The 22,139-nt window shown below is 60.5% G+C and carries 19 protein-coding genes; 5 read left to right on the top strand and 14 right to left on the bottom strand.

What is annotated here, in order from left to right:
• The first annotated feature begins 260 nt into the window (after nucleotides 1-260).
• The 3 genes from AOA60_RS31620 to AOA60_RS31610 are packed head-to-tail and all read left to right on the top strand — an operon-like array spanning nucleotide 261 to nucleotide 6,376.
• On the top strand, nucleotides 261-1,145 hold the full coding sequence (locus tag AOA60_RS31620; protein ID WP_099587623.1) for an ABC transporter ATP-binding protein: 885 nt from the start codon (nucleotides 261-263) through the stop codon (nucleotides 1,143-1,145).
• The gene (locus tag AOA60_RS31615; RefSeq protein WP_099587622.1) at nucleotides 1,142-4,195 is read left to right on the top strand and encodes a hypothetical protein; all 3,054 of its coding nucleotides are present in this window, start codon (nucleotides 1,142-1,144) and stop codon (nucleotides 4,193-4,195) included. Before AOA60_RS31620 ends, AOA60_RS31615 begins: the two co-directional genes overlap by 4 nt.
• Before the next feature lie 33 nt (nucleotides 4,196-4,228).
• Nucleotides 4,229-6,376, top strand: a complete 2,148-nt coding sequence (locus AOA60_RS31610; protein ID WP_099587621.1) for a TonB-dependent receptor — start codon at nucleotides 4,229-4,231, stop codon at nucleotides 6,374-6,376.
• Between the two features lie 84 nt (nucleotides 6,377-6,460).
• On the opposite strand, the gene AOA60_RS31605 is transcribed toward AOA60_RS31610, so the two are convergent.
• A complete protein-coding gene (locus AOA60_RS31605) occupies nucleotides 6,461-8,521 on the bottom strand; it encodes a TonB-dependent receptor (protein WP_099587620.1) in 2,061 nt (686 codons plus the stop codon).
• A gap of 231 nt (nucleotides 8,522-8,752) precedes the next feature.
• On the opposite strand from AOA60_RS31605, the gene AOA60_RS31600 reads away from it, so the two are divergent.
• Entirely contained in the window at nucleotides 8,753-9,739 is a 987-nt protein-coding gene (locus tag AOA60_RS31600) for an AraC family transcriptional regulator (RefSeq protein ID WP_256592914.1), read from the top strand.
• A 244-nt stretch (nucleotides 9,740-9,983) separates the two neighbouring features.
• On the opposite strand, the gene AOA60_RS31595 is transcribed toward AOA60_RS31600, so the two are convergent.
• The 12 genes from AOA60_RS31595 to AOA60_RS31540 form a co-directional block, all read right to left on the bottom strand.
• The gene (locus tag AOA60_RS31595; protein ID WP_099587618.1) at nucleotides 9,984-10,715 is read right to left on the bottom strand and encodes a TIGR03747 family integrating conjugative element membrane protein; all 732 of its coding nucleotides are present in this window, start codon (nucleotides 10,713-10,715) and stop codon (nucleotides 9,984-9,986) included.
• 89 nt (nucleotides 10,716-10,804) lie between these two features.
• Nucleotides 10,805-12,910, bottom strand: coding sequence for a type IV conjugative transfer system coupling protein TraD (gene traD, locus AOA60_RS31590; protein WP_099587617.1), 2,106 nt, complete (start codon nucleotides 12,908-12,910; stop codon nucleotides 10,805-10,807).
• A gap of 9 nt (nucleotides 12,911-12,919) precedes the next feature.
• On the bottom strand, nucleotides 12,920-13,435 hold the full coding sequence (locus tag AOA60_RS31585) for an integrating conjugative element protein (RefSeq protein ID WP_099587616.1): 516 nt from the start codon (nucleotides 13,433-13,435) through the stop codon (nucleotides 12,920-12,922).
• Nucleotides 13,432-13,980 (bottom strand): lytic transglycosylase, encoded by a 549-nt coding sequence (locus AOA60_RS31580; protein WP_099587615.1) that lies wholly within the window; start codon nucleotides 13,978-13,980, stop codon nucleotides 13,432-13,434. Before AOA60_RS31580 ends, AOA60_RS31585 begins: the two co-directional genes overlap by 4 nt.
• Nucleotides 13,962-14,681, bottom strand: coding sequence for a TIGR03759 family integrating conjugative element protein (locus AOA60_RS31575; RefSeq protein ID WP_099587614.1), 720 nt, complete (start codon nucleotides 14,679-14,681; stop codon nucleotides 13,962-13,964). Before AOA60_RS31575 ends, AOA60_RS31580 begins: the two co-directional genes overlap by 19 nt.
• 9 nt (nucleotides 14,682-14,690) lie before the next feature.
• Entirely contained in the window at nucleotides 14,691-15,362 is a 672-nt protein-coding gene (locus AOA60_RS31570) for a chemotaxis protein (protein WP_099587613.1), read from the bottom strand.
• Nucleotides 15,359-15,898 carry a PilL N-terminal domain-containing protein gene (locus AOA60_RS31565; RefSeq protein WP_099587612.1) on the bottom strand — a complete coding sequence of 180 codons (540 nt, stop codon included), beginning with the start codon at nucleotides 15,896-15,898 and terminating at the stop codon, nucleotides 15,359-15,361. Before AOA60_RS31565 ends, AOA60_RS31570 begins: the two co-directional genes overlap by 4 nt.
• A 106-nt stretch (nucleotides 15,899-16,004) precedes the next feature.
• On the bottom strand, nucleotides 16,005-16,751 hold the full coding sequence (locus tag AOA60_RS31560) for an ABC transporter substrate-binding protein (RefSeq protein WP_099587611.1): 747 nt from the start codon (nucleotides 16,749-16,751) through the stop codon (nucleotides 16,005-16,007).
• 52 nt (nucleotides 16,752-16,803) lie between these two features.
• Entirely contained in the window at nucleotides 16,804-17,298 is a 495-nt protein-coding gene (locus AOA60_RS31555) for a JAB domain-containing protein (RefSeq protein WP_099587610.1), read from the bottom strand.
• Between the two features lie 99 nt (nucleotides 17,299-17,397).
• The gene (locus AOA60_RS31550) at nucleotides 17,398-17,655 is read right to left on the bottom strand and encodes a hypothetical protein (RefSeq protein ID WP_099587609.1); all 258 of its coding nucleotides are present in this window, start codon (nucleotides 17,653-17,655) and stop codon (nucleotides 17,398-17,400) included.
• 69 nt (nucleotides 17,656-17,724) lie between these two features.
• Entirely contained in the window at nucleotides 17,725-18,306 is a 582-nt protein-coding gene (locus tag AOA60_RS31545; protein WP_099587608.1) for an STY4534 family ICE replication protein, read from the bottom strand.
• A gap of 866 nt (nucleotides 18,307-19,172) precedes the next feature.
• Nucleotides 19,173-19,514, bottom strand: a complete 342-nt coding sequence (locus tag AOA60_RS31540) for a helix-turn-helix domain-containing protein (protein WP_099587607.1) — start codon at nucleotides 19,512-19,514, stop codon at nucleotides 19,173-19,175.
• 209 nt (nucleotides 19,515-19,723) lie between these two features.
• Between AOA60_RS31540 and AOA60_RS31535 the strand changes: the two genes are divergently transcribed.
• Entirely contained in the window at nucleotides 19,724-19,981 is a 258-nt protein-coding gene (locus tag AOA60_RS31535; RefSeq protein WP_099587606.1) for a hypothetical protein, read from the top strand.
• Nucleotides 19,982-20,019: 38 nt separating this feature from the next.
• Here the strand turns inward: AOA60_RS31535 and AOA60_RS31530 are convergent, their stop codons facing one another.
• Nucleotides 20,020-21,987, bottom strand: coding sequence for a DNA topoisomerase III (locus AOA60_RS31530; RefSeq protein ID WP_099587605.1), 1,968 nt, complete (start codon nucleotides 21,985-21,987; stop codon nucleotides 20,020-20,022).
• Between the last annotated feature and the right edge of the window lie 152 nt (nucleotides 21,988-22,139).

The following is a 22,139-nucleotide window of genomic DNA, read 5'->3' as shown; positions in this document are numbered from 1 at the left end:
GGGTTGGCCCAGGCGCTGGGGGCAGGCAAATGCATGGGGGGAGATGCTAGTCATTCTCATTTTGGCGACTACCCGGATCGAATCGTTTTTGCCCCGTATCCGTTTGCCCAGTGCCGATTGCACGGGCGCAGTTGCGGGACATGGCGCCGATACGCCGCGCGATGCGGTTGGAAAATGACTTGAATCGGGTAGAGCCCGGCCCACGGCCTTGACTACCGTCGCTCGCCGCCCTCTTGCAGGGCCTCTTCATGGAGTTGCGGATGTCTGTAGATTCGGGTTTACAAGTGCGCGGCCTGCGCAAGCGCTACAACAATGGCGTCGAAGCACTGCGCGGCGTGGACCTGAGTGTTGGCCCCGGGATGTATGGCTTGCTCGGTCCCAACGGCGCCGGCAAGAGCAGCCTGATGCGCACCCTGGCGACCCTTCAGCTGCCGGACGCCGGCAGCATTCACCTGGACGGCGTGGACGTTCTGCGCGGCCCCGATCACCTGCGTCGCCGCCTGGGTTACCTGCCGCAGCAACTGGGCGCGTACCCCGGCGTGAGTGCGCGGGATTTGCTCGACCGGTTTGCCTGGCTCAAGGGCCGTACCGACAACCGCCAGCGCCGCGAGGAGATCGAGGCCCTGCTGGATAAGGTCAACTTGCAGCAGGCGGCCCACCGTGCGTTGGCGACCTATTCGGGCGGCATGTTGCGTCGGTTCGGTATCGCCATGGCACTGGTGGGCTCGCCGCGCTTAGTGATCGTCGATGAGCCCACGGCGGGCCTCGACCCGGCCGAACGCAACCGTTTTCATCGAGTGCTGGCGGATGTCGCCGCCGAATCCATCGTGCTGCTCTCGACCCATATCGTCGAAGACGTCGAGAACCTGTGCAGCCGCCTGGCGGTGTTGGCCGGCGGGCAGATTATTGTCGAAGGTCGCCCGGCCGACTTGCTCGCTGCCGAACAGGGCTGCTTGTGGGAAGCGCCGTTCAGCCGTGGTGAATCGTTGCCCGAAGCATTGCATGTGGCCGCCAGCCCGCAAGGCAGTCGCGTGATCGTGCACGGCGAGCGTCCGGCAGACCCGCGTTTCAGCCCCCACGCGCCGCGCCTGGAGGATATCTATTACCTGGCGCTGGCCCAGGCCGGCGAGGCGGTGGACGCATGAATACCTTCGCCTTGCTGGTGCGTGAAGCCTGGGTGGAAGTCCGCGCCGGGCTGCGCAGTGGCATTCCCTTGTTGGTGTTTCTTGGCCTCACCGGCTACCTGCTGATGTCCCTGACGAATGCCGACTATGTGCAGAAAATGGGCGCCAGCGACATTGCCCGCAATGCACCCAGCCTGATTTACTTGATGTCGTGCGGTTGCATGTTCTTCCTGTTTTTTGCCTGGGCCTGGGTGTTTGCGCAGCCGGCCCTGCGCGACCGCAAGGCGCAGTTGGAAGAGGTGCTACTGGCCTTGCCGCTGTCGCTGCCGGCGCTACTGTGGGGGCGTTTTATCGGCGCGGCGCTGGTGGGTGGGTTGCTCGCCAGTGCGTTGATTGTTGGCTTTCTGGTCAGCCCGGTATTGGGCTGGCTCGGTTGGGTACCAGCGGCGAGTATCGGTGCGCCGGTGTGGTCGGCGTTGGCCTTTGCCTGGGTCGCCTTGTTGTTGCCGGTGAGTACGGGGATCGGTGCGTTGTATTACCTGCTGGCGTTGCGCAGCCGTGGCCTGGCTGCGCCCTTTGCCCTGGCGACGGTATTGATGCTGCTGTGGATGTTTGCGGTGGTCGTACTCAAGGGCGGGCATATCAACCCGCTGTTGGCGGCCAGCCTGGACCCGTCGCTATTTACCTTTGCCCAGGCCCAGGTCGAAACCTGGAGCGCCGCGCAGAAGTCGCAGTCGCTGCTGGCGCTGACGCCAGGGTTCTGGCTCAACCGCGCGTTGTGGTGTGTGTTGCCGCTGCTGGTGCTGGCCGTGGTGTTGGCGCGCACCACGCGCCAGGGCCTGATGGGCCGGCGCAGCGGTGCGGTGCTGGCGGAACCGCCGATGCTGCGCAGCCGTGACGTGCAACTGCCGGGTCCGTTGACGGCCAGTCGTTGGACGCACGCGTTGTGGCATGAAGCGCGTTGGCAGGTACGCCAGTTGTTTGCACGGCGGATCTGGTGGATGGCGCTCGGCTTGCTGCTGGTGATGGGCGTGCTCAGTGGTTTTGTCCACGGCGTGTGGCATGCGCGCGGGCCGATGGTGCCACGGGCGGATCTGACCCTGCCGCTGTTGTCGAGCGCGTTGTTCCTGGTGATCGCCTTTATTATCGCGGCGCTGGTGGGCCTGGTGTGTCGGCGTGATGACGTCGAAGGCCTCGGGACGATGTTGCAGGCGACCCCCGCACCGACCTGGCTGCGATTGTTCGGCCGTACGGCCTGTGTGTTGTTGGCGACCCTGACCTTGGCGCTGGTGCCAGGCATTGCCAGCCTGCTGATCAGCGCCATCGCTGCGCCCGATAGCATGGCGCCGGGCTTTGTACTGGTCTACCAAGCGCTGGTGTTCGCGCCGCCGCTGCTGGAACTGGCCGCGCTGACGGTGCTGCTGCACGCGTTGATTCGCCGCTCGGGGCTCGCGTACGCCACGTCGATGCTGCTGACGTTTTTCCTGGTGCTCAACCACGAATTGGGGCTGGTCAGCTACCCCGCCTATGCGATGGGGATACCGGCGCATGTGGCGTTGTCGCAACTCGCCGGCTGGGCGCCCGGGTTACCGTATCTCGGCACCCTGGCAGGCTGGAAACTCGCAGGTTGCGCGGTGATGGTCGGCGTGGCCGCACTGGTATTGCCTCGCGGTCCCGAGCGACGCCGTTTCGCTGACGTGGGCCAGCCTTTGCCGCTCGCCGTGTTGGCCCTGGGCGCCTTGGGTCTGCTGGGCAGTGGCGTGGCTTTGCACCATCACCTGGTGGAGCAGGGCGACTACCAATCGGTGGCCGAGGAGCGTGTTGAACGCGCCGCCTGGGAACAGCGCTGGCTGCCCGGCGCAACGGCCTGGCAGGTGGCGGGCGGGCGCGTGCAACTGCGCGTGGATTCCGCTGCGCGTCAGGTTGAGGGCCAGTGGACGCTTGACGCCGTGGTGGCCAGCCAATTGGACGCCGAGTTGCCGCCAGGCTTGCAGGTGACGGCAGTCAGCGTGATGGGGCAACCGGTCACGTTCGAACAGGCCACCGAACACCTGCGCGTTCCCTTGGTACCTTGTGCGACGAACGCCTGCACTGTGGAGTTGAACTGGACGGTCAGCGCCAACGGCTGGCCGTCGGAAGGCGAAGCGTTCTGGTTGGGGCCGCAGGGTGTGTGGCTGCAAGCGCGCCGCGTTATGCCGCGCCTGGGGCTGGACAGCGAGCGGCTGCTGCGTGCGCCGGTGCAACGCAGCGAGGTCGGTTTGGCAGCCGACGTGCCCTCCTTGGCGGCAGGTTACGCCGTCGCCGTGGAGGCCATCGCGCCGGCGGGCGACTGGCAATGGCACGTTGAGATTGATGGACAGGACTTCAACGGCCACAGCGCGGCGCCCTTGGATTTTGCCTACAGCTTGCAGGCAAAGGCGGATGCCAGTCGCCAGCAAACGGCTGTTGAAGTGCGCGAAGACCTGGACCTGATGAGCGCCTGTGTGGCGCGACGCCTGGGCAGTCGCCCGGTGGTGGAGGGCGTGAGCCAGTGGCCGACCGGCATGGGCGACAGCCGCTTGAGCCAAGGTCAGCTGTTGCTCGCCCAATCGCCGGATTGGGACGTGGCCGCGACCGGCGTCGGGCGTTCGGCACGCCGTGCGCATATTGCCGAGTTGCTTGCCCGCCGGGTGTTGATTGACGCCAGCGACCTGCGGCAGGTGCCGGGTTACCTGTGGTTGAGCCAGGGCGTGGCGGGCGCGATCGGCTTGCTGTGTGTGGCGGATGTAGACGGTCCTGAGGCGCGCGCGGCACTGGTGAAACTCATGGCCGATGACCTGACTCGCGCGCTGGGCAATGACGGCGAACCCGTCGGCACCCTGGCTGATGCCCGCGAGCAGGGTTGGGCCGCCACTTATGCAGCGCTGGCGAGCCTGGCATGGACCACCGAACAAAACCCCGAACAACTGACGGCAATGACCGCCGCCATCCGAAACGGCCAGGGATGGCCGGCTGCGATCCAGCCCTTGTTGGGCGCGCCTGATCCTCACGCGATTGCCGCTGCGCTTGAGCGCTGGGGCCCTGCGCAATGAATTCGAACCATCCCTGCCTTTTGGAGCTTTGTCATGTCATCTGCACTGTCTATCCAGCCGCTGCGCCGTCCCCTCGGCTGGCGGGCCAACGTCTTGACCCAGGCCATGGCGCTGGGCTTGTCCAGCCAGATGTGCACGGCCTATGCCGCTGACTATCAGCCGCAGGCCTCCGCGGAGGCCATCGAACTGGCACCGCTGACGGTCAGCGCGCGCTTGAGTCAGGAGAGTGCCAAGGACATCCCCTTTGGCCTTTCGGTAATCGATGGGAAAACCCTCGAGACCCGGCGCCTGCGCACCCTGGAAGACGCGCTGCGCACCACGCCGGGGGTGGATGTGAACTCCTGGGGCGGCGCCAATGACGCCAATGTGCGTATCCGTGGTGTCGGCTCACTGAACCAGATGAGCATGGATGACGGTTCGGTGGTGTTGAATGTGGACGGCGTGCCGATGTCAGTGCGCAATGCGGCGCTGGCGACGCTCGACGTGCAGCAGGTGGAGGTGCTCAAGGGCCCGCAGGGCACCTTGCTGGGGCGCAACAGCGAGGCGGGCGCGATCAACGTCACCACCCGCAAACCGACGCGCGAGCTGGAGGGGTATGTGCGCGGCGAAGTGGGCAACCAAGGCCAGTTCATGACGGAAGGCGCCGTGGGCGGGCCGTTGACCGACTCGCTGGCCGGGCGTATCGCGGTGCGCCGCAGCGGCTTTGATAACTGGGTCGATGACCAACAGAACGGCGACCCGCTGACCAAACCCCGTGACTTGGCCCTGCGCGGCAGCCTGCTGTGGGACAACGACCAGGGCACCACCGGCCTTTTGACCGCCGAGCGCCAGCGCGCCGAGCACTATGCGGGCCTGGAACTGCTGCGTCCGTTTGGCAATCGCCCGAGCCTGGACTACACGCCAGGTACCTTTGATGGCAACCAGAAGACCAACGAGCGTTACTCCTTCGAACTCAACCACGACCTGGCGCAGTCGCGCATCACCTCGATCAGCGCCTACACCAGCACCGACTTCAATGCCGTCAAAGGCTACGATCGCAACATCACGCGGGCGTTGTACGGTTCCCCGTTCGAATACCTGATCGAAGACTCGGCCCATGAGCGGGTATGGAGCCAGGACCTGCGCCTGGGATCACTGGCGGATGCCGATGTGTTTTGGGTGACGGGTCTCAACCTGTCGCGCTCCGAACGCAGTTTCGATTCCAACAACTTCACCAATGGCGCGCAACAGTTGCGCGACTTCAGCACCAACAGCTACGCGGCCTATGGCGAGGTGACGTACCCGATTGCCGAAGACTGGAAACTCACCACCGGCCTGCGCCACACCTGGGACCGCAAGACCTATGGTGCCGATTATTCCAGTGGCGGCGCGCAGATCAGCGACAGCCGGCGTTTGCAGGACAACTACAGCACCGGACGCGTGGCGCTGAGCTACGCGCTGACGCCGCAGACTAATGTGTATGCGGTGCTGTCACGGGGTTATAAGTCGGCGGGGTTCAACGACTACGCCACGTCGATCAAGGACAGCGAGCCCTACAAGGCCGCCAAGGTGAATTCCGCCGAACTGGGCTTCAAACACGAAAGTGCCGGGGGCGACCTGAGCCTGGAAGGGGCGCTGTTCATCACGCGCGTGCAGGACGACCACCTGCTGGGCTACGACTTCAACACCCTGGCGGTCAGCGCAGTGAATGCCGACACCCGCAGCAAGGGCGCTGAGCTGTCGACCACCTGGCACCTAACCGATGAACTGACCTTGGGCAGTGCCGTGAGCTACACCAATGCGGTGGTGACGTCGGATGCGCCGGGTGTGTCCGGCGGTGACGTGGCGGCGGGCAGTCGCGTGCCGGATGTGCCGCTGTGGAGCGGCAACTTCAGCGTCGCTTGGCAAAAGAACCTGGGGGCCTTGCTCGGGTTGCCGGCGCCACGCCTGAACACCTTGCTCAATTACCGCGTACAGAAAAACCGTCCGGCCGACCCGCAGAACCACTACGACCTCAAGGGCTACGCCAAGCTGGACCTGCACCTGGGCCTGGAGAGTGGCGGCTCAGAGATCTACCTGTGGGGCGACAACCTGCTGGATGCACGCTACGACCTGTACGGCTCATACTCCACCGACCAGGTACTGACCGGCATGCCAGGACGCGGGCGTTCGGCGGGCGTGGGGTATAGCTACCAGTTCTGAACCCCAGTTGTGGCTATCGCCGGCAAGCTGGCTCTTGCAGGTTGCCATTGGTGTAGGAGCCGGCTTGCCGGCGACAGGGGCGGGTCAGAACTGATAGGTATAGCCTACGCCCAAGGTGCGGCGGCGTGCCGGTGCACCGTAGGCCCCCGGGTCACTGTAGACACCGTAGGTGTCGTAAGTCTGGTTCAGCAGGTTGTCGGCGAAGGCATAGACTTCGCCGTATTTGCTTTCGAGGCCCGCGCGCAGGTCGAGTTTCTCGTAGTTGTCCAGGTTGAAGTGGTTTTGCGGGTCGGCTGCGCGCTCGCCCACCAAGTGATAGTTCAGGCTGGTGTTGAGGGTGGTTTTACCGAGGCTGGCGAAGGTGCCTAGTGGATGTTTCCAGCTGGCGTTGAAGTTGGCGCTCCAGCGCGGAACATCCGGGGTGCGGTTGCCGGCAGCGACGTCACCGGCCTGGATGCCTTGCACGCCGCTGGTGATCTTGGCATCGAGGTAGGTGGCGCTGGCGGCCAGGGTCAAGCCGTAATCGAAGCGCCAGTTGCCTTCCAATTCGGCACCACGGGTGCGGGTGTCGGCGTTGAAGGCATTAGTGGCGAAGGTTGCTGCGTCGTAGCCGAGCAGGTGATCGTCGTGTACCCGGGTGAAGAACAGCGCACCGTTGAGGCTGCCGCGACGGTCTTCGGTTTCACTCTTGAAGCCCAGTTCAGCGGCTTTGCTGACGGCGGCTTTGTAGGGTTCGCTGTCGGTGACCTGCGAGGCATAGTCATTGAAACCACCGGATTTATAGCCCCGCGCGAGTTGCACGTAGACGTTGGTTTGCGGCGTCAGGGCGTAGCTCAGGGCGACGCGGCCGGTGCCATAGTCGTCAGTCAGCTTGCGGGAGTCTTGCACCGCACTGCTGCCAGAGAAGTACTGACCGTCGTAGGTCTTGCGGTCCCAGGAGTGGCGGTAGCCGGTGGTGAGTTTCAGGCGCTCGGTGAGGGGGAAGGTGACTTCGCCGTAGCCGGCGTAGGTGGTGGTGGTGGTGGTGAAGTCACGGTATTTGGCGCCGGAGGTGCCGTAGGTGTTGCGTGGAGTGTCGTAGCTGCGCTCGTTGCGGCTGGCGGCGAGGCCCGCCACCCAGAACACGTCGGAGTCAGGCAGCGAGCTCAGGTGCAGGTCCTGGCTCCAACTGCGCTCGAAGGATTTGTCCACCACCCAGAACTCGCTCGGCGTGCCGTACAGGGCGCCCATGAGCTTGCTGTCGTAGGCGATCAGGCCTTCGAAGTCGGCGGTGGATGTGGCTGTGGTGGAGGTCAGGCGGCTGTTGGCGAAGTCGTGATCGACCTTGAGCGTATAGCGCTCGGTGGTCTTGTAGTTGTCGTCGAACAGGCCGGGGGTCAGGTCCAGGCTGGGGTCGCTGCCGTAGGGACGCAGCACCAGAGAGTTAGTGGCACGCTCGGTTTTCTGGCGTTCGGCGCTGAGCAATACATGGGTGTCATCGTTGAGGTCCCAGAGCAGGCTGCCGCGGTAGGTTTCGTTACGCGGCTTGGTGATGGGGTGGTTGGTCTGGTCGCTGTCGATCCAGCTGTCGTAGCCGGCACGACGCACGGCCAGGCGCCCGCTGAGGCTGTCGCTGATCGGCCCGCCGATGGCGCCTTCAGTGAGGAACTGGCCTTCCTGGCCGACTTCGCCACGCACATAACCTTCGAGTTCGCGGGTGGGTTGGCGCGTGGTGATGTTCACCGCGCCCGCCTGGCCAATTGCGCCAGATAACGTGTCCTGCGGGCCCTTGAGCACCTCGATGCGATCGACGTCGAGGGTGCCGGTACCAAGGCTGCGCGACGACACCGGCACTCCGTCGATATTGAACGCTACCGAGCTGTCATCCATCGACATCTGGTACAGCGAACCGACGCCGCGGATCAGCACGTTGAAGTCATTCGGCCCGCCGGAGGAGTTGACGCTCACTCCGGAAGTGTTGCGCAGTGAGCTTTCCAACGTGTCGAGGCGCTGGGTGCGCAGTTGCTCGCCGCTGATCACGTTGAGACTGATGGGCACTTCCTTCGGGTCTTCCTGCTCCAGGCGCGCAGTTACCGTCGAGGCCGGCAGTTGCACGGGCTCACTGGTGGTGGCGGCGAGCGCCGAATTGGCCAGTGTCAAACTCATGACTATTGTTATAGTATTACGCTTGTAGCAAGATTGGCTGGTAGCCGTCGTGTTGCATTGTGCAGAATGATGGGACCTTGACTGAGGATTTTGATCGGCGCGCGTTGCGGGGTGGCAGCGGCGATTTGGCGGAGCATTTGCAGCGTGCCAGATGCTAATAATTATCAATTGCACACTTCCACCCCGATGTGATCTGATTCGAGCCGTATCCGGTCAGGCAGGAGATTTACGATGTCAGCCGTTCAAGGAGGCGCAGGGGAGCCGATGCCGGTCTCGCGAATCATTACGGGAGGGTATGGAAGCGACCTCGGACCAGGGGCGCACTGTCGCGTCACCCGCGTGGCATTGCAGGACGGGCTGGACATCGTGCGCTGGCAAAGCACGTTCGAGCAGCCGATCGAGTTGCCCTTGCAGGACGACAGCGGGTTCATCCATTTCAGTTTCACCAACCTGCTCAAGGGCAAGGCCGCGTGCAGCTTCAAGGAAGGGCGTCGGCAACGGCGCTATGCGATTGACGAGGGCGCCGGCAGCATCAGTTTCGGGCGGTGCCGCCATGGCGTTTATCACCAGCATGGCGAGATCGATAACATCACCGTGATGATCCGCCCCGCAGTGCTCGCGCAGTGGGAACTCAAACTCGACCCGTTGCTGAACAAGGCGCTGGCCTGTGATCATTGTTTTCTCGATGGTCATCGCAGCGGCGAAATGAGCGCCACCGCGCATATGCTCGGCACCGCGATGGACCAGGGCGCCAGCCTGCCGTCGGCCCAGCCGCGCAGCAGCCTGTGGCTGTACGGGCAAAGCGTCACCTTGGTGAGTCTGTTTCTTGAGGCGCGCCAGGACGCCGAATGCACCTGTCGCGTCAGTAACACCGACCGCCAACGGCTGGTGCGTGCCCGTGATCGCCTGCTCGAGGACCTGGGCAAGGCGCCGAGCCTGTCGGAGCTTGCGCGTGAGTCCGGGTTGAGCCAGCCCAAGCTGACCCGCGGGTTCCGCCAACTGTTCTTCAACAGCGTCTACGGTGTATTCCAGCAAGCCCGGATGATCCAGGCGCGCAGCCGCTTGATGAGCGGCGATGAATCCGTGATGCGCATCGCCTCGGACCTCGGCTATGCCAACGCCAGCCATTTCGCCACGGCGTTTCGCAAGCAGTTCGGAATCAACCCGTCGACTCTGAAGAACGGTGGCAGAAGTAAATCATTTGGTGTCAGTGCATAATTAACGAAGTAGAGCCTAAGTGATCCAGATACGTTTGACGCAGGCAGATGTGCAGCGGTTCTGACGGATGCGCAGTGAAATAGACCACTTTTGCCAAAGTTGCTTGAACATGGATGGTTGGGAAGGTTGGTACTTTTTACATGCTCGCCGTTGTTCAATACGAGTTTGCAACGAAAGTGTGTAACTGGCGAATATGCGCAGCCGGCACTGCTTTCCATGGACGTTGGAGGATAAATTTGATTTTTCAGAGGTGCTTTTTGAAGGTTGCTGCGGTGATTGTCATGGCTAAACCCAGCATGGTCGCGCTAGGCAAAAAAAGAACCATGGGGTTGAGCGAAAAAGGCAGGGGTAAATAAATGACCCATGGCACCAACAGCAGTGGCATTACCGTACGCTTAGCGCGGTGATAAACAAAACTGCTTTCTCGGCCCGCGCCAAATTTACGCAGGTCTCGGCGTATCAAGCCATCGATAAAACCAGTGAACATGGCTAGCAAAAATAAGGGGGTGGCCAGGATCAGAATAGCTAGGCGCACCATGAAGGTAAATGTCACATACACTGCGGCCAGCACGAAATCTTCAATGCTCACGTACAGCTGATTGGTCCAACTCCAGAAGCCGATACCCTGGCTCGACACCCGCGCCTGCCGGGCAAAATCCGCAAAGCCAGTCTTGACCAACAGCCACTGATTGAGAAAATCCAGCCACTGGACAATCGTCTGTCCAGGCTGTTGGATGATGAGTGAAGCTTGGAAGTGCTCGCTGAGCCATCCCACTTCGCTATTCAACATGGCCTGGCTGTGTCGCCAGCCCTGATCGCCCCAGAAGAGCAGCAGGCCGGCGGACTCTATGAAGATCGAGAACAGCAACGAGGCGATCAGCAATCCGATGATGCGAAGGATTAAGGCGATCGCCGAGATGATTAACCCCGAGCGCTGGACCGGTTGTGGCGGCGTGTGCCGGACGGAACTCGCCATCGTTCACTCCATTGCGCGCTGCAGTATTGATGTCGTCACGACGCCTTCTGGACAGTTTTCTGCTGATCGAAACCTGAGGCAGGGGCGGGCTATCCCACCTGATCCAGATCGAAGTTGGTTGTTGGGCCGCCACCGCTTGCGCTCCACCATTGCCCTGCCTGCTCGTTGTAGGTGGCCCGCATTCGCTGGGTGAGCTCCTGTAGGTCCTTGGGCATGGCATCATCGTTGGAGGGCTTAGGCAAAGGCATGCGCACTTTCCAGAGCTGCCCACCGGCCTGGAAAGAGAACATTTGCCCTTTGGGCAAACCGACGATGTGTGCGGGCTCGATCAGCGGCACACTGGTGCTGCTGACACGGTCCTGTGAGGACGAGGTGAAGTCCGTGTTGGCTTCAGGATCGGAGGTATCGGTGGCACCCGACACCAGGGTCTTGGTCAGCACGTTAACCTTGGGCAACTGCTGTGTGAGCAGCTCCGCGGTGGCGGTCTCGCGTACGCGGAGCATCTGCAACGTATTGAAGTTACCAATAACCTGGCCGGCCTTGGCGCGATTACCAATGCGCGCTTCGATATCACTGAGGGTCTGGGTGTAAGCCGTCACCTGGATGCCAGCGCCACCGCCCTTGTTGATCAGCGGGATGAATTCATCACCCATCAACTCGTTGAACTCATCGGCGTGGAGGTTGATCGGCAGCTTGTCACTGCTACCGCTCGATGCGGGCAGGCCATGGTCGATGCCGTGTTTGTAGATGTGTCCTGCGACCGAGACCAAGTCTGCGAACATGGAATTGCCCACCGCGGCGGCCACCTCGGCGTCGGTCAGTGCATCCAGACCAACGTAGACGATGCCGCGTTTTCGGATGATCTGCATCCAGTCGAAGATCGGCCGCGGGTCATCCAGGTCGGTGTAGTTGGGGGCCAGTAACTGGGCGGTCTTGCCGGTGGTGAGTTTCTCCAGCAGCGGCAGTAGCGAGGCAACGATTTTGTCAAAGTAAGTACGGTCGTAGCGCACCGCCGAACGCAGCCCTTCCATTACGGGATCAAATACCCGCTTCACCGCCAGGTACTGCTCGATGGCCACCACGCGTTTTTCGCGTCCCACCATATGCCGGGGAATGTTTTTTTCGGTGAGCTTGCCTTCAAGCTGGACGATCACTTCCCATGCTTTCGGATCGGTTCTGGCGAAAAATTGCTGGGCATACTCAATGAACAATGCGTCGATGTTGACCACATGCCGTTGGATTTGTAGGTAGTCTGGGCGTCGGCCCAACTCGATCAGGGCGCGGGCGATGATGTTGACGAAACGCCAGGCGAACTCGCGAAATGCCGCCGAGTTGCCTTCACCACTGAGCTGCCCGGCGATGCGCGACGCCACTTCCGAGATGCGCCCGAAACGTCCCACGGCGTTGTAGCGGGCGGAGATCTCCGGCCAACCCAGATGGAACACATAAAACTCTTTTTCCCGACCGGCGCGTTTGGCTTCGACGTACATGCGCTTGAGCAGGTCGGCATCGCCCTTCGGATCGAAGACAATGACCACCTCGTGTTCGACGCGATGGATGTCTTGGGTGATGTACACCTCGGCGAGCCGCGTCTTGCCGACACGGGTCGTGCCCAGCACGAGGGTATGTCCGACTCGTTCACCCAGCGGCAGACTGACTTCCGTTTCGTCCGGCTCAACCCCATGCAACAACGGTGAGCCACCGACTGGGGGTAAAGGGCGCAACGGATTAAAGGCGCTGTCCCAGGCCGTGACCCGGGCCAGTGTCGAGAGCGGAAACGGTGCATGTTCCAGGCGACGTTCGAGTCCACGTGCCAGGCGGTAACGGGTCGGTTGGTCGACGTAGTGAGCGACGGCCGGATCCTGGGCCTCGACTAAGCGCTGGGTGTGCAGGCGGGTCCAGCGAAAGCCTCGGCCCATGAACAGACGTTTGCGGCTCACCGGAATCTGCCGGCTGGTCAGCTCGTAGCGAGGCAGCCGGCGGATATTGCGCCGATAGCGCAACACCTCCCAGGCTTGTCGGAGGCGGATAAGGCCGAACAGGGCATAGGCCAGCGCCGTAATCAGACCGATCTCGGGTGATAGGGCGACGGCCCAGGGCGAATACACGCACAGCACCGCCGCGGCGACGCAGATCGCCACGGTATACAGCTCGACTGCGGGCCGGAGTTTGGACTCCATCGCATGCTCGGCCATGATCCAGACTCACTGTTCCAGTGAGGTGGCTGTGATTAAGATAGGGTAGTGCTCAATTTTCAGGCGAGAGGCGATGTCGTTGCCGTTGACCGGCAGGATGGTGATGCCCGGCGCGGCTGCTCGAATTCGGGCCAGGGCTTGAGTATCGGTCACTTCGACGGCGAGGCCGGCCGCCCCCATTTCTTGCAGTTCAGTCGCACGCTGATGCAGCCAAGCCAGTGACTGGGGATCCTCACCTACTAGGAAAAATGGGCGTAAGCCCGGCATCTTTAGGGCGCGAGACGTGATGTGGCCGGGGCTCAAGTGAGAGCTGTGGACGGGTAGTATCCAGGCTTCATCGGCAAACGTGGACAGGTCCGCATGCATGGCCCGACTAGGCTGGATCTTGTTGTTTATTGGCGGCCAGGCGACCTGAAAATGGAGGCGGGTGAAGTCGCTAGGCTGATCCCCGGCTACGGTCCGTTCCGGCTGGGCGAAAGGAGCCAAGATCAGGATGAAATAGCAGATAAGGGGTATTCGCTTCATTGTGGTGTGCCCTGTTTGAAGGAAACCTGCAATTGTTCGAGTTGTCGGGAGAAGTCGGCGCGGTAACGCGCGGCCGGCGTTCCTCCTGCCGGGCGGTGATATCGGCCAGCAGCTGACACCCAATCACCGGTGACGGCGTGATGCTCTTGCAGCAGCGCGGCAGTCACGGCCAGATTGCGGTAGGGTTCGAGGGCTTCGCAGGGACTGGAAAAATGCTGTCCGTGATAACCCAGGTTGATTTGCCCAAGCCCGGCATCGACGCGCTTGGCGTCATACCGAGCAAGTGCCTGAAGTAAGGCGTGACAGGCGGTCTGACGATTGGCGAAACGGTAAGGGCTACCGGCAATATTCAGCGTCCAGGGCCAGGGCAGCAGTCGACCACGGAGGCGGGCGCCACTCTCCTGCAGGGCAATCGCGAACAACACCGTAGAAGGGACGTTGGCGTCATGCGCTGCCAGTTGATAAGCCGGAGGCGGAAGTTCTTCTGCCCGGACGGCGTGCACCGTCAGCAGGAGCGCAATAGCAATCAATCGAGACGTTGCCATTGTCCGTTCACCTGCTGAAATGTGACGGGTAATGGTCTCGGGGCTCCCAGGCTGAACCAGCGCCCGCGATCATGGTTCAGGGTGATTTGCCGGTGTTGGACCTTGGCCTGATCGATGTCCGCTTGCCTAGCCCAGCGACGGACGCGTTCATCCTCGCCTTGGCTGCCCACCAGGTAAATATCAAACCCCGTATCACTGCTTTGCAGACGCTGTGCTTCAGCGGTGCACGCAGGGCAATGGTCCTCGACAAACAAAGCTCGGCGCGGCTCGACCGGTGAGCTAGCGGTGGGCGGGGATGCCATACCCTGAATCGGCAACAGCCCCGGAAACAGCTTGGCCCAAGCCGCGGTGTAAGCATTTTGGTAAGCCAACTCGCGCTCGGCTCGTTTGGCTTCCAGCGCTACCTGCAATTCGGCATAGCGCTGGCGCTCTTGGTCGGTCTCTGCTTCGACGCCGAGCGCGGTCAGCGGATCCAGATTCGGGCTCCAGAAACCACGCGGGCCGGCTTGGATCTGTTCGAAGCGTGTCCACTCCTGCTCCGTCAGACCCCAGCTTGCCGCCTGTTCAGAGTGCGAGCGCCCCAGCGGAGTGGACTGTGTGTCCTGGACCTGTGACGGTGTCGTGACAGGGTTGCCCATCGCAGCGCCCGTGCTAAGCAATGAAACGAGACAGACGACGGGGGACAGTAGCGCTCGGTTCATAATCGTTTCTCAAGGGAGTTGCACGGTCTGGTCTGGCTGAGCGGTCACGGCGAAGATGGCCGCGTTCGGCTCCAGCGCCTTCAGCTGCCATGCGCCGAGCTGCTCGCCGTTGTGCAGCAACTGGATATCCTTGAGTGAGCGACTATCAGGAGGCGCTACGGCCAGAAAGCGCTCGCCACCGCGGGATTCAACACCCAGCACTGAGAATGGCGGCGATAGCGGGGCAGGCTTGGCGCGAGCGGCTTTTTTCGGCTTGGCTGAGGAGGGTGTCGGTGATGGGAGTGATGACTGGGGCTTGAGGTACAGGAGTCGCTGCTCAACGTGCTCAAGTCGTGCACGTAGCGCGATCATATCGGCTGCGGTGGCACGGTCTGCCAGACCGTCGCGTAGCTCCTGAATCTCTTGCGCCCATTGATCCAACATCGGATCGAGGGTATTGGCCTGTCGCTCACCGGTATCGACCATCTGCTTCAGGTCTTTCAGTGCGTACTGCAGCTTCTCCTGTGCATCCATGAGGGTGCTTGAATCACGTTGCAGGGTATCCAGGGTCTGTAAGCGTTGGGCGTTCGCATTTTCCAGCTCGGTCACGCGTTGATACTGGTTATACAAGCCACCACTTAGCCCGGAGACCGCCAGACAAAGTGAGCCGACAATGAGAGTTTGAAATGTCGAGGCTTTCATGGACGAGCCTCCGACTGATGGGACGAGGTTGGCGTGACCCGCACCGTGCCGCGATTTTTCTGCGGTTCGAAGCAGACCGAACGGCTAACTTCATCGGTCGTGAGTTGCCAGGCGGGGCCAGCCAGCACTTGGAGCGCGCTGCGTAATGAGATTGGGCCGAGGCGGTAATGGGCGGCGGGCAGAGGCCGGGTAAACAGTATTTTCACTGGCTCTTCGGCAGGACAGAGCGAATAACCCGAGCGCAGCAGCACGTAGTGCATCGCTTCCTGTACCGAAGAATTCAGGTGGGACGGAATGCTCACGTCAACGATTTGAGCGAGAAGATCACGTTGTTCCGTGGTGGGGTCGGTGCTGACCAGCGTGTAGCGGCCATAGCGGAGCTCTGACGGATGGTTTTCGTCGGCTGGGCTCCTCGATAACTGAGGCCGATTGGAGCCACCGTCAATCTCTGGATGAGTCGGCAATGGGGTTGGGATTTGCGCGGTGCAAGCACTCAACAAGCCCAGCAGGCAGACAGGCGTGAAAAAACGCTCCATGGAAAAAACCTCATGTCAGATTCAGTGCAGAACCTGACATGAGGTGAAGGAGCCAAGCAGTGAGAAAGTCGATTCAAGGCGAGTCGCGTTAACGCTGAAGGCATTACTACTGATCAAAAATCGCGAGCCCATCCAAGACGGCAGCGTCGGGGTCGAAAATCAACAACCTCACATCCGCCAATGCCGCCAGATACAGCACGTTGATCAAGGCCTCCGGCGTACCTGCGTCGAGCTGCTCTTGCCTCAGCGAAGAGTAAGGATTGCCCTCGATCTTCACCAAGTTATCGTCGGTCCAGGGCGTCCCGATCAGCTTACATCCGACGCCATTGCAGTCTGGCAGGGCAAAGGGTTCAAACAGCAGTCCGGTTGGCTTGGAGTCGAAATTGCCAACCCGGATTTCCAAGTGGCGTAGTGCTTCGTCAGTGAGGTGTGCGGTACTGATTTCCCAGGCTCGACTGTAGTGTCCTGTGTCGAAGTTCAAGCGATGGATCATGGCTTGGGCTTCTTCCAGGGAGTACAGGTCACCGACGTGATGTCGCTCGTTGAGCATTTCGCCAGTCACGGCATAAGTCACTTGCCGCACCAGTCCGGTGGATTGGAAGCGTTCATCCAATTCATCCGGAATGGACTGACCCTCGCTGATCAGAGCGGAGTCGTCGTTGAACAGGCAGGGGAACAGTTCTAGCGCATCGTCGGGCAGATGAGCTTGTGAGTCGTGTACGGAGCGAAAGCAGGGAGGGCAGTCGTTTGCATAGGTGATCAGCAGCAGCCGTTCGATAGATAGATTGTCATAGCCGCGAACGAATGGGTTTGAGGCCCCTAGCATGGCTGGGGTTTGGGTAGTGGCGTTCATGAGTATTCTCCAGGATGAAAATGAACAAGGCGCCCGAAGGCGCCTGTAAGGGTTAAAGCCAACCGTACTTGGCAAGAGAAAGTGGGCGACCTTCACCCACGATGAAGTGATCCAGTACGTGAACCTCGATCAACGCCAAGGCCTCCTTCAAGCGTGCGGTCAAGACGCGATCTGCCTGGCTGGGTTCCGTACATCCTGAGGGGTGATTATGAACAAAAATGGCGGCTGCTGCGTTATGCGCTAGGGAGCGCTTGACGACTTGGCGGGGATAAACACTGGCGCCATCGATGCTGCCGTGAAAGAGGATCTCGAACGCCAGAACTCGATGGCGGGCATTGAGAAAAATCACACCGAAAACTTCATGCAGTTGTTGCGCAAGATGAAGTTTCAGATATGAGGCCACGGTGTCAGATGACGTCAGGTTCGGGCCGCGGGTGAACAGCCGGCGATCCAGAATGTGCAGCGCCTCGTCGATCAGCTGGTTTTCCTGGGCGATACGATCAGCTTCGATAGCCGAGGTTTCAATCAGGGTGAGTTGGGTGCTCATGGGGACCTCCGAAGGGAACAATCCGGGGGTACACACCCGAGGGGAGTGGTATCCCCGAGGTGGATATAGAGTCATGGGCATTGCCCGATGACGCGCTGTTTACAGCCGAGTGAATCGGTGGCGTTGTCCGTGCAGGTGTGAATCACAACCGTCGCAGGGCAATGGAGAGGCAGTTCTTATACCCTGGCCAGTTTCGGGATCGAAGTCGGCACTGATGGGCATTAGCCGAACCAGCCCAAGGTCGAGGCCGGCGATGCGTTTCTCGATTTCATCTGTCGTGTAGTAGAGCGATAACGTGCTGTAGTCCTCGTAAGCCGCAGCGAACAGGCAATCGTCGCAAAGCCAGAAGGATTCCATATGGGCTCTCCTGTGCGGATTGAAGAAGGCGCTCGATTGAGCGCCTTGATGTAAAACACCATGGGCTGTTCAGGCGGACTGAGCAGCACGCGTGGCGACACGGCGGGCCGTGCGGGGAGCGGATGCAGATTCAGGTTCTGTCCTGGATTCTGCTGGGTTGTCGGTATCCTCAGCTTCGGCATCAGCCGACGTTGGGAATGGCTCACTGTTTGGCGCTGGCTCAGCAGGTGCTGTTGCCTCCTGCCTGGCAGGCGCTTTGTACTCGAATACGCCGTTGACCTTGATCCAGTCGATGAAGAGCAAACGACCTTTCAGGCTGGCGCCCGGTTGGCCTTGTTTATCGCCTTTCTCATAGAGAAATGGGTCAATCCAAAGGTCGCCGATACGGAACGACAGCAAGACCTTTTTCTCGGCTTTGACGGCGTCCATATAGAGGCGAATCAAACGTTCAGCTTCGCCCCCTGCGACTTTGCAGTCGAAACGGATGTATTCCACTGCATCGGTGGCACCGTGCAGAGCCGCGATATCGCAGGCCATGAACGGCTGGCCGCGGCGGACTTGTACTTCGCGGACACGGTTGAGGTAGCCGATACCGACGGTGTGCAGGTTGAAGTAAGTGGTCGCTTCTTGGGATTGATTGGCGTGGGCCATGGTGGTTCTCCTATTTCACGGGAAAACGGCGACGCACAGCCCCTAAGGGGAAGTGAGCCCCGTCAGGGTGGGTAAGGTGAAGGCAAGCGATGAACGACACGGCACCGGCAAGCCGATGAGCATCAGATCGATGCGCCTGGGGAATAGCGATGCAGCAGAAGAGGATCGGCAGTAGTGGTCTGCGGATCTGGGGTAGTGGGCATTCATCACCGCTGGAGCGGTAATCGTGCGAGCCTCCGAATGCTGATCGCACTTGGGTAAACCACCACGAGCGTGGCGTAGCCTTGAAGGTTCAAGCTACCTGGGCTGGGCTGTCAACGACAGCGAACCACGCCCTTTGTATAAGCCTGTCACAGGGGAGCGTCAAGACGCCGTAAGCTGATTTTTTATAGCCGGAATACAGTGGAAATTATTGGACTGAAAAAAATGAAGAGCGGGCCTGGCGGGGTGCCAGGCGAGGAACAGAAAAGCCACCTTAGGCGGTCTGACGCAGTCGACAAGCTCCTCGCAAAACTTGATTTAACTGCGCCATGATTCGCCAACCGACCCTTATCGTGGCCTGGGTCGGAATACGCTGGCACGCATCCGCGCACAAAGGGTGCCCAGTGTTTCCCCGGCGGGCTCCGGGACTGAATGCGATCGCCGTAGCGGATGACCGCTGATGCCTGGCAGAGGCACCAGCGGTCATCCGCCACATTGATCCGGTCGAGCACAAATCGGAACGGAATTCCGCAGAAAAGAAGGCCCCGAACTCTAAGAGTCCGACCGAGCTACCCGGAGCGAATCGGTCTTGGGTCGCCGTAGCGATGATGCTGAGGCACTACAGCAGAGCGGGTGTGACGACGTCAAGCCAGTGTGCTGAGAGGTTATTTGCTACTGAGATGAGCGGCCAGCTGTTCGACGGTCGCCAGGATAAAGGCACGGTCGCGTTCTTGAAGGCCGCTCAGCAGGCCCACGATCATCTGGCCCTGGTCGTTGGGGCGAGTGCTCGACTCCGTCAGCAGTTCATCCATCCGGCAGTCGAAGATGTCTGCCAGTTGCATCAGCTTGACCACGGAAAGCTCCACCACACCCCGCTCAAGGCGCGAAATGGCTTCGCTACCGATCCCCAGTCGTTCAGCCACCTCTTCCTGGGTCAGATTACGCTGGGTGCGGTGCTTCGCGATCATGCGTCCGATTTGGGCTTGGGTTGGATGTTTATGTGCCAAGTGATGAGTTCTCCAATTCAACCCGAATGGTTGAGCAAAGACCCGTTGACATGAACATCCTTAACGGTTGAGTATCGACTTATAGGGTTGTTATATTGACTGAAATACCTGTTTGTCGCGACGTGACATGTGTTCCTTCAGGAATCAGAGCCCGTAGTGACCAGTGAGACTGAGCGGTCTGATAGGACCAAATGGAGGAAAGGTTGAGCATGGATGAGCAACGCGAGAACGACATGGACTTGATCTGGGCTCGAACACTGGAGCTGTTCATTAAGATCCATGATTGCCCTGATAACCCCGCACACCTCGACAGCCTTGTTCATTGGCTCAACGAAGATCCTGCTCACCTGAAAGCGTTCAACGAACTGGGGCAGATATGGATCGCGACAGGCATCGCGTTGGCCCGTGAAATCGGACAACCGCTAGACGATTTGGAGAAGGATCAGGCGCCGTTGATGATGCACTGACGACTTCCCCGAGGTTCATGTGAGCGCCAAATGGTGCCTCATGGACGACGTATACCTTTGTTGACCGGCACCGTGCTTTTGCAGTCTGGGTAGTGGGAGCATGACCAGAACGGCCCTGATTTTCCCTTCCGCGTTAGCATTGCTGCGTTGCAAATGGGGCAGACAGGCCCGGCTTCGACCGGTACCGACAAGGTAAGCGCTCCGCAGTTTGCGATCAGCTGCGTAATCCAGTGCGCCTGCTTGGCAACGAATGCATCCAAGGCCAGACGTCCCGCTTCGATTTCATCCAGCGCTTGCTCCCAGATCGCTGTCATACCCGGATCTGCGACTGCTGCGGGTACCGCTTCGATCAGGGTATGGGCCGCTGCGGAGGCCGTTAAGGCACGTTTTTTCTTCAACAAATAACCGCGATCAATCAACCCCTTGATGATGCCGGCTCGCGTGGCTTCAGTGCCGATACCGGTGGTGTCCCGAAGTTTCTGTTTCAGACGCGGGTCGTTGACCAGCTTGGCCACATTTTTCATCGCCCTGATCAGATCGCCCTCGGTGAGCGGTTTGGGAGCGGCGGTGCGCATGGACTTTAGTTCGACGTCGTCCACTGCGCACTGGCTACCCTGTTGTAGGGCGGGCAACACCTGGGTCTTTTGACCGGGTTCATCGTCTTCGGGGTTGTCGGAGAGTAAGCCTTTCCAGCCCAAAACCAGGATCTGTTTGCCAACAGCGGTTAACCGTTCTTCGCCACACTCCAGTTCGACCTGGGTTCGATCAAACTCGTGATGCGGCAGAAATAGCGCGAGGTAGTGGCTACGAATCAGCTCGTAGACTTGGCGCTCTTGTTCGGACATCCGCGTGAGATTCGCCGGCTCGGTGGTGGGGATAATGGCGTGGTGCGCAGTGACCTTGCCATCGTTCCATGCTCGTGAGCGCAATGATCGATCAACGCTTCCGAGCGCTGGGCGCAATGCGGGATCCATTCTGAGCAGGGCATCGAATACCGCGGCGACCTCGTTGAACATGCTCTCTGGTAAATAGCGGCAATCGCTGCGCGGATAGCTGGTGGCTTTGTGGGTTTCATATAAGGCTTGGGCGATGTTCAGGGTTTCCTGAGCGCTGAGTCCCAACTTGCGTGAACAGACTTCTTGCAGTGTGCTCAGGTCGAAGGGCAGGGGTGGCGCTTCGCGCAAATGCTCAGTCTGCAGCGAGACTACGGTGGCGGTCTTGCTGCTAAAAATCGCTTGGACGGTCTGACTGGCAAGCGCCTGCTGCAGGCAGCGACCGGCTTCGTCACGTCCTGAGCTTGGCGGTATCCACGACGCGATGAAAGGTTGCCCCATTGAAGACAGGTGCACATCCACCACCCAGTACGGCACTGAAACGAAGCTGGCAATCGCGCGATCTCGATCAACCACCAAGCGCAAAGTGGGCGTTTGGACGCGTCCAACCGACAGTACGCCGTCATAGCCCGCCCGCCGTCCTAGGAGGGTAAACAAACGACTGAGGTTCATGCCGATAAGCCAGTCGGCACGGCTGCGCGCCAGGGCTGAGTAATACAGCGTGAGGGTCTCATCGCTTGACCTCAGCGAGGACAAGGCCTTGCGAATCGACGCCTCGTTGAGTGCGGATAACCAGAGGCGCTCAACAGAGCCACGATAGTTGCAGAGCTCCAGTAACTCGCGGGCAATCATTTCACCTTCGCGATCGGCGTCGGTGGCGATGACGACGATGGTAGCTTCGCTGAGCAGGTGTTTGATGATTTTGAACTGCGCGACAGTCTTGGGTTTGACCTCAACCCTCCACTGCGCGGGAATGATCGGTAGATGATCCAACGACCAGGTTTTGTACTGATCGCCATAGGCTTCAGGTGGGGCCGTTTCCAGCAGATGGCCGATACACCAGGTGACGGTTGTCTCGGGTCCGATCAAGCAGCCATCGCCACGTCGGCTGGCTCCGAGAACCTTGGCAATGTCACGACCTTGGGAGGGTTTCTCGCAGAGAAAGAGACGCATAGAACTGCTCCGGGTTGAGTTTGGAGCAGCGTTGTTGGAAACAGCAGTGGCGAGCTATGAGAAACCTGAATGGCAGGTTCCTCATATTAGTCGGTGAGGGCAGTCTTGATTGGGGATGAGGCTACTACCGTGTAGTCACGTGGACAACAGTG

Origin of the sequence: Pseudomonas sp. 2822-17, from assembly GCF_002742485.1 — a bacterium.
Lineage (GTDB): Bacteria > Pseudomonadota > Gammaproteobacteria > Pseudomonadales > Pseudomonadaceae > Aquipseudomonas > Aquipseudomonas cyclaminis.
The sequence above is the reverse complement of the archived record's forward strand: the minus strand, read 5'-3'. Positions and strand labels throughout refer to the sequence as shown.

Coding starts and splice junctions, on each gene's coding strand:
- AOA60_RS31555 (WP_099587610.1), bottom strand. CDS start 17,298: ATGAGCACCCAACTCACCCTGATTGAAACCTCGGCTATCGAAGCTGAT.
- AOA60_RS31600 (WP_256592914.1), top strand. CDS start 8,753: ATGTCAGCCGTTCAAGGAGGCGCAGGGGAGCCGATGCCGGTCTCGCGA.
- AOA60_RS31560 (WP_099587611.1), bottom strand. CDS start 16,751: ATGAACGCCACTACCCAAACCCCAGCCATGCTAGGGGCCTCAAACCCA.
- traD (WP_099587617.1), bottom strand. CDS start 12,910: ATGGCCGAGCATGCGATGGAGTCCAAACTCCGGCCCGCAGTCGAGCTG.
- AOA60_RS31550 (WP_099587609.1), bottom strand. CDS start 17,655: ATGGAATCCTTCTGGCTTTGCGACGATTGCCTGTTCGCTGCGGCTTAC.
- AOA60_RS31545 (WP_099587608.1), bottom strand. CDS start 18,306: ATGGCCCACGCCAATCAATCCCAAGAAGCGACCACTTACTTCAACCTG.
- AOA60_RS31570 (WP_099587613.1), bottom strand. CDS start 15,362: ATGAAAGCCTCGACATTTCAAACTCTCATTGTCGGCTCACTTTGTCTG.
- AOA60_RS31585 (WP_099587616.1), bottom strand. CDS start 13,435: ATGAAGCGAATACCCCTTATCTGCTATTTCATCCTGATCTTGGCTCCT.
- AOA60_RS31595 (WP_099587618.1), bottom strand. CDS start 10,715: ATGGCGAGTTCCGTCCGGCACACGCCGCCACAACCGGTCCAGCGCTCG.
- AOA60_RS31605 (WP_099587620.1), bottom strand. CDS start 8,521: ATGAGTTTGACACTGGCCAATTCGGCGCTCGCCGCCACCACCAGTGAG.
- AOA60_RS31620 (WP_099587623.1), top strand. CDS start 261: ATGTCTGTAGATTCGGGTTTACAAGTGCGCGGCCTGCGCAAGCGCTAC.
- AOA60_RS31580 (WP_099587615.1), bottom strand. CDS start 13,980: ATGGCAACGTCTCGATTGATTGCTATTGCGCTCCTGCTGACGGTGCAC.
- AOA60_RS31565 (WP_099587612.1), bottom strand. CDS start 15,898: ATGGAGCGTTTTTTCACGCCTGTCTGCCTGCTGGGCTTGTTGAGTGCT.
- AOA60_RS31535 (WP_099587606.1), top strand. CDS start 19,724: ATGGATGAGCAACGCGAGAACGACATGGACTTGATCTGGGCTCGAACA.
- AOA60_RS31610 (WP_099587621.1), top strand. CDS start 4,229: ATGTCATCTGCACTGTCTATCCAGCCGCTGCGCCGTCCCCTCGGCTGG.
- AOA60_RS31615 (WP_099587622.1), top strand. CDS start 1,142: ATGAATACCTTCGCCTTGCTGGTGCGTGAAGCCTGGGTGGAAGTCCGC.
- AOA60_RS31575 (WP_099587614.1), bottom strand. CDS start 14,681: ATGAACCGAGCGCTACTGTCCCCCGTCGTCTGTCTCGTTTCATTGCTT.
- AOA60_RS31530 (WP_099587605.1), bottom strand. CDS start 21,987: ATGCGTCTCTTTCTCTGCGAGAAACCCTCCCAAGGTCGTGACATTGCC.